13 protein-coding genes are annotated in these 12,064 nt (G+C 65.7%); 5 read left to right on the top strand and 8 right to left on the bottom strand.

Annotated features, from left to right (window positions below; translation table 11 throughout):
* Nucleotides 1-131: 131 nt before the first annotated feature.
* The 7 genes from APZ15_RS12580 to APZ15_RS12550 all read right to left on the bottom strand — a co-directional run bounded on the left by APZ15_RS12580 (nt 132) and on the right by APZ15_RS12550 (nt 7,314).
* On the bottom strand, nt 132-1,082 hold the full coding sequence (locus APZ15_RS12580) for a sugar ABC transporter substrate-binding protein (protein ID WP_027787477.1): 951 nt from the start codon (nt 1,080-1,082) through the stop codon (nt 132-134).
* Nucleotides 1,083-1,359: 277 nt separating this feature from the next.
* Nucleotides 1,360-1,746: a DUF805 domain-containing protein gene (locus APZ15_RS12575; RefSeq protein ID WP_049098223.1), complete on the bottom strand. Its 387-nt coding sequence runs from the start codon at nt 1,744-1,746 to the stop codon at nt 1,360-1,362.
* Nucleotides 1,747-2,242: 496 nt separating this feature from the next.
* Complete coding sequence (locus tag APZ15_RS12570) at nt 2,243-3,169, bottom strand: CysB family HTH-type transcriptional regulator (protein ID WP_006484201.1); 927 nt, start codon at nt 3,167-3,169, stop codon at nt 2,243-2,245.
* Nucleotides 3,170-3,244: 75 nt separating this feature from the next.
* On the bottom strand, nt 3,245-4,303 hold the full coding sequence (locus tag APZ15_RS12565; RefSeq protein WP_027787478.1) for a sulfate/molybdate ABC transporter ATP-binding protein: 1,059 nt from the start codon (nt 4,301-4,303) through the stop codon (nt 3,245-3,247).
* Between the two features lie 13 nt (nt 4,304-4,316).
* On the bottom strand, nt 4,317-5,264 hold the full coding sequence (gene cysW / locus APZ15_RS12560; RefSeq protein WP_027787479.1) for a sulfate ABC transporter permease subunit CysW: 948 nt from the start codon (nt 5,262-5,264) through the stop codon (nt 4,317-4,319).
* Nucleotides 5,261-6,154: a sulfate ABC transporter permease subunit CysT gene (gene cysT, locus APZ15_RS12555; RefSeq protein ID WP_027787480.1), complete on the bottom strand. Its 894-nt coding sequence runs from the start codon at nt 6,152-6,154 to the stop codon at nt 5,261-5,263. The genes cysW and cysT overlap by 4 nt, the downstream gene beginning before the upstream one ends.
* A gap of 122 nt (nt 6,155-6,276) precedes the next feature.
* On the bottom strand, nt 6,277-7,314 hold the full coding sequence (locus APZ15_RS12550) for a sulfate ABC transporter substrate-binding protein (RefSeq protein WP_011351893.1): 1,038 nt from the start codon (nt 7,312-7,314) through the stop codon (nt 6,277-6,279).
* Nucleotides 7,315-7,578: 264 nt separating this feature from the next.
* On the opposite strand from APZ15_RS12550, the gene lexA reads away from it, so the two are divergent.
* From lexA to APZ15_RS12535, 3 genes are read left to right on the top strand one after another with little or no spacing between them, the layout of a single operon-like run.
* Nucleotides 7,579-8,226 carry a transcriptional repressor LexA gene (gene lexA, locus APZ15_RS12545; protein WP_006754655.1) on the top strand — a complete coding sequence of 216 codons (648 nt, stop codon included), beginning with the start codon at nt 7,579-7,581 and terminating at the stop codon, nt 8,224-8,226.
* Between the two features lie 26 nt (nt 8,227-8,252).
* Nucleotides 8,253-8,588, top strand: coding sequence for a hypothetical protein (locus APZ15_RS12540; RefSeq protein WP_006476078.1), 336 nt, complete (start codon nt 8,253-8,255; stop codon nt 8,586-8,588).
* 29 nt (nt 8,589-8,617) lie between these two features.
* Nucleotides 8,618-9,331 (top strand): DUF2939 domain-containing protein, encoded by a 714-nt coding sequence (locus APZ15_RS12535; protein ID WP_027787481.1) that lies wholly within the window; start codon nt 8,618-8,620, stop codon nt 9,329-9,331.
* A 109-nt stretch (nt 9,332-9,440) separates the two neighbouring features.
* On the opposite strand, the gene APZ15_RS12530 is transcribed toward APZ15_RS12535, so the two are convergent.
* Entirely contained in the window at nt 9,441-9,938 is a 498-nt protein-coding gene (locus tag APZ15_RS12530) for a universal stress protein (RefSeq protein ID WP_021157010.1), read from the bottom strand.
* A 337-nt stretch (nt 9,939-10,275) separates the two neighbouring features.
* Here APZ15_RS12530 and nodI point away from each other — a divergent pair, with 337 nt between their 5' ends.
* Together nodI and APZ15_RS12520 are read left to right on the top strand one after the other, a co-directional pair.
* Nucleotides 10,276-11,190 carry a nodulation factor ABC transporter ATP-binding protein NodI gene (gene nodI / locus APZ15_RS12525; protein ID WP_021157008.1) on the top strand — a complete coding sequence of 305 codons (915 nt, stop codon included), beginning with the start codon at nt 10,276-10,278 and terminating at the stop codon, nt 11,188-11,190.
* A gap of 6 nt (nt 11,191-11,196) precedes the next feature.
* The gene (locus APZ15_RS12520) at nt 11,197-12,030 is read left to right on the top strand and encodes an ABC transporter permease (protein ID WP_027787482.1); all 834 of its coding nucleotides are present in this window, start codon (nt 11,197-11,199) and stop codon (nt 12,028-12,030) included.
* Nucleotides 12,031-12,064: the final 34 nt, after the last annotated feature.

Below are 12,064 nucleotides of genomic sequence, written 5' to 3'. Positions count from 1 at the left end.
CGGCCGCGCGCACGCGGCGCGCGGGTATGACGCTCACAAGTGCATGTGCATGCAGTGGCCGTGATCGCGCTCACCCCTGATAACGGCCGCCGCGCCCGATTCTTGAGGGCGGCGGCTGTATCGGGGTTGCGTCACTTCGTCACGAGATCCACCGGCGTCTCGACCACGCCCGACATGTCGGCCTGCTTGCGATGCTCGGAGATCGCCTTGAGCGCCGTGTCGATGCCGAACACGGCCTGCTTCGCCGCGTACTGATCGGCCGTCGCGAGCACGCGGCCGTCCTTCAGCATCGGCTTGATCGCGTTGATGTTGTCGTAGCCGACCACGAACACCTTGCCCTGCTTGCCGGCCGCGCGCACGGCCGACACGGCGCCGATCGCCATGTTGTCGTTGCCGCACAGCAGCGCCTTCAGGTTCGGGTATTCGTTGAGCATCGCGGCCGCGACCGCATTGCCCTTGTCGATCTCCCATTCACCGGACTGCACCGATACGACCTTCATCCCGCCCGCCTTCATCGCATCCTCGAAGCCGGCCGTGCGCTGCTGCGCATTGGTCGTCGTCGACACGCCCTCGACGATGCCGACCTGGTCGCCCGCCTTCAGCCGCTTCGCGAGGTAATCGCCGATCTTGCGCGCGCCCTTGCGGTTGTCCGGGCCGACGAACGGTACGTTCAGGTTCTTCGATTTGAGCACGTCGGGATCGAGCCGGTTGTCGATGTTCACGACGATGATGCCGGCGTCGACCGCCTTCTTCACGACCGGCACGAGCGCCTTCGAATCGGCCGGCGCGAGCACGATCGCGTCGACCTTCGACACGATCATCTGCTCGACGATGCGGATCTGGTTCGCGGTGTCGGTCTCGTCCTTGATGCCGTTGGTGATCAGGTCGAACTGGTTCGCGTTGTGCTTCTGGTATTCCTTCGCGCCCGTTTCCATCGTCAGGAAGAACTCGTTGGCGAGCGACTTCATCACGAGCGCGACCTTCGGCTTGGCCGATGATTGCGCATGGACGGCCGGTGCGGCGGCAACCGCGACGGCGGCGAGCGCGGCGGTCAGGAAGCGACGGCGAAAGAGGACATTCATACACATCTCCTGGCGACCGGCCCCAAGGACCGGACTATTGTTTGACTGTTGTTTTAATGTGAGCAAACGTTTGCGCCACACTACCCGGGCAATGGCCATCGATGCTGCTGTCGGTACCACGGAATGGAAGCGAGGCAGACGGCCGACTGCCTGACGCGTGCTGTTGTTTACGCGCCGCCGCCGGCGGGAAGCCGGCGGAGTGAAGGCTATGCTGTACCGATTCGCGTCGGCGCGCAACCTGTCTGATCAATATTTAAGGGTTTATTCGGAGCGCGTGTCACGCCGGATCCCGCGGCGCCGGCTCGTCTTCATCGGCTGACGGCGGCTCGCCGAAGCGGTTCGCATGCGGCGTGCCGGCGATGAAGCCGTTCATCACGAACAACGCGAGCGCGCCGACGATCGGCACGAACACCAACAGCATCCACCATCCCGACTTGTCGATGTCGTGCAGCCGCTTCACACCGACCGCAATCGACGACCACGCCGCGACGACGGCGACCACGATGAGCACCAGCATCGCCAGCAGCGGCAGATCATCATCCGGCGAGCGGTGCGAATCCGCATCGAAAAACACGCTGAGCAACGCGGAAACCAGTGCGTAGATCCACCACGGCAGGCGTCCGATCCGGCCTTCGAAGGAAAAGAGAAACCATTTCAGGTTCATTGTTTACCTCGTCGTCACGCGTGTTGCGTGCTGTGCGCCATGCTGCCGAATGTGTCCGAACGGGCAATCCGCGTGCGTTGTGTTGCGAATGCGAACGGGCTGTCGGTCATGTGCCCCGCGCTTCGTTCCGGCGTCGCGCAGGGTGTCGTTGAAGCGGGCGGGCCAGTCGGGATGGTGCCGGAGAGTCGCGTCAACACCCGTCAGCCGGTATTCACGCGCATTGAATCACAGACAAGGAGAAACGGGGCGGCCGGTGTGCAGGATGGCAAGGCCCGATGTGAGGCGCTCGAACGTGCCGTCTTGATTTCTCGCTGGCAGGCGAGCGCATGTCATGGAGTGCGGGGATGAATCGGCAGGAAACCGCGATTGCGGCCGGTGATTCGGTGAGTCTGGGTCGAACAACCAGGCGGCGGCAGATCGCCTGCCGCCGCCTGATGCATGACGGGACGTCGCGCCATCCGCGTTGATCGCGCGGACGGCGCACGACGTACTGTCTTCAAACGGCTTCGCGCAACAGCCCCGCGATTTCCGCTTCGTTCAGGTGTGGCGCGAACATCTCGATCAGCCGGTACGCATACGCACGCAGGAATGCGCCCTTGCGCAGGCCGACCCGCGTCGTGCTCGCCTCGAACAGGTGCTGCGTATCGAGCGCGACGAGCCCCGTGTCGCGCTGCGGATCGTAGGCCATCGCCGCGACGACGCCGATCCCCATCCCGAGCTCGACATAGGTCTTGATCACGTCGGCGTCGATCGCGGTCAGCACGACGTCGGGCACGGCACCCGCCTGCGTGAATGCCTGGTCGATGTGCGAGCGGCCCGTGAAGTCCTGGTCGTACGTGATGATCGGGTACTCGGCGATTTCCTCGAGCGTCAGGTTCTCGCGACCGACGAGCGGATGGCCCTTCGGCACGACGACCGTGTGGTGCCACGAATAGCACGGGAACGTGACGATGTCCGGATAGCGGTCGAGCGCTTCGGTCGAGATGCCGAGATCGGCCTCGCCGTTCAGGATCATCTGCGCGATCTGCTGCGGGCTGCCCTGGCGCAGCGCGAGATGGACCTTCGGGAACACGTCGGTAAACTGCCGGATCACCTTCGGCAGCGCGTAGCGCGCCTGCGTGTGCGTCGTCGCGACGACGAGGTGGCCGCTGTCCTGGTCGGCGAACTGGCGCGCGACGCGGCGCAGGTTCTCGGCATCGAGCAGCATCCGCTCGATCAGCTGGTGCACGGCCTTGCCGGGCTCCGTGAGCCCCGTCAGCCGCTTGCCGCGCCGGATGAAGATATCGACGCCCAGTTCATCCTCGAGATCCTTGATCTGCTTGGACACGCCGGACTGCGACGTGTACAGCACGTTCGCGACTTCCGTCAGGTTCATGTTCTGGCGCACCGCTTCGCGCACGAACCGCAATTGCTGAAAATTCATGGGTATGCCTCTTAGGCTGTCGTTGTTTGATTGTCTGATCGGAGCGCGCTCCGCCCCCTGCCCTGCATTCTGGCGTCAACGCGCGGGAAACACACGCACCGCGCGCGGCACGGCCGTCGCACCGTCGCCGACCTGCAGCGACAGCGCACGCCATGCGTCGCGATCGAGTTCCGCCTCGAGCGCGCCGCCCGCGCGCGCCTCGAGCTCCACGCGCACCGAACCGCCGAGCGGAATCACGCGGCGCACGTCCACCGCGATGCCGTCGCGGTGCCCCTCACCGGCCGGCCAGAGCTGCAGGTCGTGCGGCCGCACGTACGCGTTCGCAGGGCCCGCGAAATCGGCGTCGACCTCGATCGGCGCAGCCGCGCCCTCGGCCACGAAGCCGCGCCCGGCGACCGTGCCCGGCAGCCGGTTGGCCGCGCCGAGGAACTCGTAGACGAACGCGCTCTGCGGATGATCGTAGACGTCCTGCGGGCTGCCGACCTGCTCGACGTGGCCGCGGTTCAGCACGACGATGCGGTCCGCGACTTCCAGCGCCTCCTCCTGGTCGTGCGTGACGAAGATCGTCGAGATGTGCAGGTCGTCGTGCAGACGACGCAGCCAGCCGCGCAGTTCCTTGCGGACCTTCGCGTCGAGCGCGCCGAACGGCTCGTCGAGCAGCAGCACCTTCGGCTCGACCGCGAGCGCGCGGGCGAGCGCGATGCGCTGGCGCTGGCCGCCCGACAGTTCCGACGGATAACGCTGCGCGAGCCAGTCGAGCTGCACGAGCTTCAGCAGCTCGTGCACCTTGTCGCGGATCGCGCTTTCCGACGGCCGCTCGCGGCGCGGCTTCACGCGCAGCCCGAACGCGACGTTCTCGAACACGGTCATGTGGCGGAACAGCGCGTAGTGCTGGAACACGAACCCGACCTGCCGATCGCGCGCGCCGACCGACGCGACATCGAGCCCCTGCAGCACGACCTGGCCGGCGTCCGCGTGCTCGAGGCCCGCGATCACGCGCAGCAGCGTGGTCTTGCCGCAGCCGGACGGCCCGAGCAGCGCGACCAGTTCGCCGGGCGGGAAGTCGAGCGACACGTTGTCGAGCGCCGTGAAATCGCCGAAGCGCTTCTGAAGGTTACGGACGGTGATACCCATTCTGGTTGCCTCTTTACGATTTCGACGAAACGGCGGCGGGGCCGGCGTGTGCGGGAACGGTGTCGCTCGCGCCGGCCAGTTCGGCGGCGAGATGACGCTCGGCGATCAGTTTCAGGGCGAGCGTGACGAGCGCGAGCAGCGCGAGCACCGACGCCACCGCGAACGCTGCCGCAAAGTTGTATTCGTTGTACAGGATCTCGACGTGCAGCGGCATCGTGTCGGTCACGCCGCGGATGTGGCCCGATACGACCGACACCGCGCCGAACTCGCCCATCGCACGCGCGTTGCACAGGATCACGCCGTACAGCAAACCCCACTTCACGTTCGGCAGCGTCACGCGGCGGAAGATCTGCCAGCCCGACGCGCCGAGCACGCGCGCGGCTTCTTCCTCGTCGGTGCCTTGCGCCTGCATCAGCGGAATCAGCTCGCGCGCGACGAACGGGAACGTGACGAAGATCGTCGCGAGCACGATGCCCGGCACCGCGAAGATGATCTGCACGTCGTGCGCCTGCAGCCACGGCCCGAGCCAGCCCTGCGCACCGAACAGCAGCACGTACACGAGACCCGAGATCACCGGCGACACCGAGAACGGCAGGTCGATCAGCGTCGTCAGCAGCGCCTTGCCGCGGAATTCGAATTTCGCGATCGCCCACGACGCGCACACGCCGAACACGAGGTTCAGCGGTACGGCGATCACGGCGACGGTCAGCGTCAGCTTGATCGCCGACCACGCGTCGGGATCGGCCAGCGATTCGAGATAGAAGCCGACACCTTTTCTCAGCGCCTCGACGAACACCGCGGCGAGCGGCACGACGAGGAAGAACGCAAGGAACGCCAGCGCGATGCCCGTGAGCAGCCAGCGCACGACGCGCGACTCGCTGACGGGGTCGAGCCGCTTCGCGGCGCGCCCTTGCTCGGCCGAAGACGGGGTTTTCAGCACGACGGTGGCCTCCTGGCTCATTGCTGGCCTCCTGCTGCGGCGGCGGTGACGGTAGCAGGCGCGGGACCGCTCGCACCCTTGCTCGTGCGGCGCTGCAGATACCACTGCAGCGTGTTGATCAGCAGCAGCATCAGGAACGACACGACGAGCATCACGACCGCCAGCGCGGTCGCGCCCGCGTAGTCGTACTGCTCGAGCTTCGTGATGATGAGCAGCGACGTGATCTCGGATTTCATCGGCACGTTGCCGGCGATGAAGATCACCGAGCCGTATTCACCGAGCGCACGCGCGAACGCGAGCGCGAACCCGGTGAGGAGCGCCGGCAGCACGGCCGGCAGCACGACGCGGCGGAACGTCAGCCAGCGCGACGCGCCCAGGCACGCGGCCGCCTCTTCCTGCTCGCGCTCGAAATCCTCGAGCACCGGCTGCACGGTGCGCACGACGAACGGCAGCCCGATGAAGGTCAGCGCGACCAGCACGCCGGCCGGCGTGAACGCGATCTTGATGCCGAGCGGCGCGAGATACTGGCCGACCCAGCCGTTGGTCGCATAGACGGCCGCGAGCGAGATGCCGGCAACCGACGTCGGCAGCGCGAACGGCAGGTCGACGATCGCATCGACGAGGCGCTTGAACGGGAACGTGTAGCGCACGAGCACCCACGCGACGAGGAAGCCGAACACGGCGTTGATCAGCGCGCCGCCGAGTGCGGACGTGAACGTCAGCCGGTACGACGCGAGCACGCGCGGCGACGCGACGGCGGTGACGAACTGGTCCCACGACAGCGTCGCGGTCTTCAGGAACGTGGCGGCGAGCGGTATCAGCACCACGAGGCTCAAATAGGCCACCGTGATGCCTAGCGTCACGCCGAAACCGGGCAGCGCGCTCGGCTTGCGAAAGGTGTACGTCGTCATCGGATGCTCTTGCTGGGTCGATGCTGCTCATGGGTCCGACGCAAACGCCGGCGCGATGCTTTGCGCCGGCGGCCCGCCGAGGGTGCGGCGCGCTGTCGTGGCGCGCCGCTGTCGTTATGGTGTTACTGCGGCTTGTAGATCGAATCGAACACGCCGCCGTCCGCGAAATGCGTCTTCTGCGCATTCGTCCAGCCGCCGAAGGTATCGTCGACCGTGTACAGCTTCAGCTTCGGGAACTGCTTGGTCAGCTCCGCCGGCACGTTCTTCGAACGCGGCCGGTAGTAGTTGCGTGCCGCGATCTCCTGGCCCTGCGGGCTGTACAGGAAGTTCAGGTACGCATCGGCCAGCTTGCGCGTGCCCTTCTTGTCGACCACCTTGTCGACCACCGCGACGGGCGGCTCGGCCAGGATGCTCACCGACGGCACGACGATCTCGAACTTGTCGGTACCGAATTCCTTGACCGACAGGAACGCCTCGTTTTCCCATGCGATCAGCACGTCGCCGATCCCGCGCTGCACGAAGCTCGTGGTCGCGCCGCGTGCGCCCGAATCGAGCACGCCCGCGTTCTTGTAGAGCTTCGTGACGAATTCCTTCGCCGTCTGCTCGTTGCCGCCCGGCTTGTGCACCGCGTACGCCCATGCGGCCAGGTAGTTCCAGCGTGCGCCGCCCGACGTCTTCGGGTTCGGCGTGACGATCGAGATGCCCGGCTTGGTCAGGTCGTCCCAGTCCTTGATCCCCTTCGGGTTGCCCTTGCGCACCAGGAACACGATCGTCGACGTATACGGCGACGCGTTGTCGGGCAGGCGCTTCTGCCAATCCTTGTTGACGAGGCCCTTGTTCGCGAGCGCGTCGATGTCGTACGCCAATGCCAGCGTGACGACGTCGGCCTGCAGGCCGTCGAGCACCGAGCGCGCCTGCGCGCCCGAACCGCCGTGCGACTGCTTGAAGTTGACGGTCTCGCCCGTCTTCGCCTTCCACTCCTTGCCGAACGCCTGGTTGAAGTCCTGATACAGCTCGCGCGTCGGGTCGTACGACACGTTCAGGAAGGTCGTATCGGCCTGGGCGTGCGTCGCGACGCCCAGCGCCGCCGCCGCGCCCAGCGCGAGTGTTGCGATCAGGCGGCCCACTCCGCCCACCAGCCCCGTATTGCGCTTGCCCATCCTTGGTTCTCCAGTGTTGTCGGTATTGCGATGTCGGGCCAGTCTAGCGAACGGGTTACATGATTAAAAATAATCGTTCCTCATTTTTTAATACTCAAAAGTGCTAACGCAGACGGGATGGACGGTTGCGGCAGATGAACCGGCGTCCGGACGTCGCAAAATCACGTCGGAACCGGCGTGATCGCGTCGAACCTCACGTAACACTTGAAATTCGCGAACTACTGTATAAAAATACAGCTCACTGTCTATCCATACAGTTGAGCCATGACCAAACTCACCGCCCGTCAGCAGCAAGTGTTCGACTTGATCCGCCGCGCGATCGAGCGCTCCGGATTCCCGCCCACCCGTGCCGAGATCGCGGCCGAACTGGGCTTCAGCTCGCCGAATGCGGCCGAAGAGCACCTGCGCGCGCTGGCGCGCAAGGGTGTGATCGAGCTGGCCGCCGGCGCGTCGCGCGGCATCCGCCTGCTCGGCATCGACGATGCCCCGCACCAGTTCACGCTCCCGCACGCCGGCCTGATGCAGCTGTCGCTGCCGCTCGTCGGCCGTGTGGCAGCCGGTAGCCCGATCCTCGCGCAGGAGCACATCTCGCAGCATTACGCGTGCGATCCCGCGCTGTTCACCAGCAAGCCCGACTACCTGTTGAAAGTGCGCGGCCTGTCGATGCGCGACGCCGGCATCCTCGATGGCGACCTGCTCGCCGTGCAGAAGCGCACGGAAGCGAAGGACGGCCAGATCATCGTCGCGCGTCTCGGCGACGACGTCACGGTCAAGCGCCTGATGCGCCGGCCGGGCGGTCTCGAGCTGATCGCGGAGAACCCGGATTACGAAAACATCTTCGTCAAGGCCGGCAGCGCGGAATTCGCGCTGGAAGGCATCGCCGTCGGGCTGATCCGCTCGGGCGAACTCTGACATTCCGTCTCGCTGAGGAGAACATCATGGAACGCCTTGCCCGCCTGCTGCCTTTCCGTCAATTCGGTCGCCTGCGTCACCTGCGCGGCCGCACGCCCTGCGCACCGCTGTCCGCGGCGGCGCCTGTGCAAGAAGAAGTCGCAGTCGAACGGCAGGCGTCCCTGCTGCCGTCGGCGCTCCCCGCTTTCGCGCGGGTATCGCTGAACGCCGGCCTGAATCACGCGGAACCCGCGCGTCGCGCGCCGGTGCGCGTCTATCACGGTCGTTCACGCCTGATCATGGTCGGCACGATCGATGCCGTGTGCCGGATGATCGATCGCTGCATCGCAGAGGAACGATCGGCCACGCCTGGCGGTCTCTGATTGCGGAACATCCCCGCACCGGAGGCAACGTGACCGGATCTTCGGGCCGCGCATGGCGGCTCAAACCCCTGCTGATCATCGTGCTGTCCATCGCCGCCGTTGCGGCGATCGGCTATGCCTACGCATCGCCGTACGTCGCGCTCGGCCGCCTGAAAACGGCGATCGATGCGCGTGATGCACAGGCCATCAGTGAATATGTCGATTTTCCGTCGCTGCGCATCAGCCTGAAGCAGCAGGTCACGGAAGAGCTGATGCGCCGGATCGACGCGGTGAAGAAGAGCAATCCGTTCGCGGTGCTCGGTGCACTGATCGGGTCGGCATTGATCGGCCCGCTGGTCGATGCATACGCGACCCCGGAGGGCGTGGCCGCGCTGATGAGCGGATTGCCACCGCGTGGCAATCCGGGAGAGCGTCCACCTGACTTGTCGAATCTGCCACCAGGCAGCGATGCATCGGGCAACACGCCGGCCGCACCAACGCCCAATCAGGCTTCGGCAAGCGCAGCCGCTCCGGGCAGCAACGCGGCAGCCGCATCATCGCCGCCCCCTGCTGCTGCCGCGCCGGCCAGCCCGGTCGATGCAACGCATTCGCCGCATCAGCAACAAACCAGCGCCGGCTACCGGAATATCGATGAATTCGTCGTGACCTACCAGCGCAGTGCCGACGGCACACGCTATGCGGCGATATTCCACCGCTTCGGCCTGTTCTCGTGGAAGTTGTCCGCAATCGACCTGCACGCTTGACAGGGCTCGACAGGACTTGACTGGCTCGGGGGAGTCGCCCGAGCCACTGAGGCGGCGTGACTGCCCGACCGGCACGGTTCGCCAGTCAGGCAGTCATCGAATCATTGGATCATTTGCCGTTCGCCGTGGCCGCTTCACGCTCGCGTGCGATTTCAGCCTTCTGCTCTTGCGCCGACGAACACGCAACCAGAATGCTGCAATTCACGCGATCGAGCAGTTGCGTGTTGCCCGAGCCCATCCACCATCTCGACAGCCCGCTGCGGCACCGGTGGCCGACGACGACGAGATCGGCGTTCAGTTCGGTCGCGAGATTCGCGATTTCGTCGATCGGATAGCCGAATGCGAAATGGCCTTCGGCCTGCACGCCGCGCTCGCGCAGCCAGTTCACCCCTTCCTGCAGGATTTCACGCGCGGTTTCCTCAAACCGGCCGCACGCGACGTCGGTCAGCAAACCCGCGCTCTGTGCAATGCTCGAGCGCATGTCGACGACCGACAGCAAATGCGTCTCGGCCTTCAGGTCCATCGCGAGATTGGCGCCGCAGCGCAGTGCCTTGCGCCCTTCGAGCGTGCCGTCGTAACACAGCAGAATCTTGTTGTAGCTAGCCATGAAACCTCCCTATCGCAACAACGAGCCTACGCATTCATCATGGTGCGCCGCAATTCAGGACGCAAGGGATGGAAAACGCTGATTCGCCCCGCTCGGCGCGTGCGCGATGATGCGGTGCACGATCGGTGCGCGCATGCATCGCACCGCGCAGGCATGCCCTGAAGAGACGCAGCCGATGCACTAGAATGGCCCGTTCGTACTCCAGCGGGCCACCAGGCGCCGGCGTCGTGCGCTTCGGTCATGCCCGTGTGACAGGCAATCGTCCGATCGGTTCGCCAACCGGCCACGCATCCGGCAGCGGAACGCTGCCGCGCCCGCATACAACGACAACACACCCATGCTCGTTGCACCGATCGATTTCCGGAACGTCGAAAAGCGCTATGGCGACAAGCTCGTCGTCAACGGCCTGTCGTTCACCGTACAGGCCGGCGAATGCTACGGCCTGCTCGGCCCCAACGGCGCGGGCAAGACCACCACGCTGAAAATGCTGCTCGGCCTCACGCACCCCGATGCAGGCACCATTTCGCTCTGCGGCGAACCGGTTCCATCGCGTGCGCGACATGCGCGCCAGCGTGTCGGGGTCGTCCCGCAGTTCGACAATCTCGACCCCGACTTCACCGTGCGCGAGAACCTGCTCGTCTTCAGCCGCTATTTCGGCATGTCTGCGCAGGCTGCGCACGCGCTCGTGAAACCCCTGCTCGAATTCGCGAAGCTCGAGAACAAGGCCGATGCGAAGGTCGGCGAGCTGTCGGGCGGCATGAAGCGCCGGCTCACGCTCGCCCGTGCGCTCGTCAACGATCCCGATGTGCTGGTGCTCGACGAGCCGACGACGGGCCTCGACCCGCAGGCGCGCCACCTCATGTGGGAACGCCTGCGCTCGCTGCTCGCTCGAGGCAAGACGATCCTGATCACCACGCACTTCATGGAAGAAGCCGAGCGCCTGTGCGACCGGCTATGCGTGATCGAGGAAGGCCGCAAGATCGCCGAAGGAGCGCCGCACGCGCTGATCGAATCGGAGATCGGCTGCGACGTGATCGAGATCTACGGGCCCGATCCGGCCACGCTGCGCGACGAGCTGGCGGCGTTCGCGAAGCACACCGAGATCAGCGGCGAGACGCTGTTCTGCTACGTGAGCGACCCGGAACCGCTCAGTGCGCGACTCAAGGGTCGCACGGGGTTGCGCTATCTGCATCGCCCGGCCAATCTGGAAGATGTGTTCCTGCGGCTCACGGGCCGCGAAATGCAGGACTGATCGATCATGGACGTGCGTAACTATTCCGCCACCGCCCCGTCGGCACCGCCACGCGTGTCACGCTTCGCGATCGCGATGCCCGCGAACGCAACCAACTGGATCGCCGTCTGGCGGCGCAACTATCTCGTCTGGCGCAAGCTCGCGCTCGCGTCGATGTTCGGCAATCTTGCCGATCCGATGATCTATCTGTTCGGTCTGGGGTTCGGGCTCGGCCTGATGCTCGGCCACGTCGACGGCGTGTCGTATATCGCGTTCCTCGCGGCCGGTACGGTCGGCTCGAGCGTGATGATGTCCGCGAGCTTCGAGTCGATGTATTCGGGTTTCTCGCGGATGCACGTGCAGCGCACGTGGGAAGCGATCATGCATACGCCGCTTGCGCTCGGCGACATCGTGCTCGGCGAGATCGTCTGGGGGGCCAGCAAGGCGATGCTGTCGGGGGCCGCGATCATGCTCGTCGCGGGGGCGCTCGGCTATGCGCAGTTTCCGTCGATGCTCGCGGCGCTACCCGTGATCGCGCTCGCGGGCCTCGCGTTCGCAAGCGTCGCGATGATCGTCACGGCGCTCGCACCGTCCTACGATTTCTTCATGTTTTATCAGACGCTCGTGCTGACGCCGATGCTGCTGCTGTCGGGCGTGTTCTTCCCGACCACGCAGCTGCCGCCGATCGCGCGGCACGCGGCGCAGGCACTGCCGCTCGCGAACGCCGTGGAGCTGATCCGGCCCGCGATGCTCGGCCGGCCGGCGACCGACGTCGCGCTGCATGTCGCGGTGCTCGCCGGCTACGCGATCGGCGGGTTCCTGCTGTCCGCCTGGCTGTTCCGGCGGCGGATGATGCGCTGACGGCCGGCGCACCGGGCGCCGGCTTCATGCGACG

It is taken from the genome of Burkholderia cepacia ATCC 25416 (assembly GCF_001411495.1).
Taxonomy (GTDB): domain Bacteria; phylum Pseudomonadota; class Gammaproteobacteria; order Burkholderiales; family Burkholderiaceae; genus Burkholderia; species Burkholderia cepacia.
The sequence above is the reverse complement of the archived record's forward strand: the minus strand, read 5'-3'. Positions and strand labels throughout refer to the sequence as shown.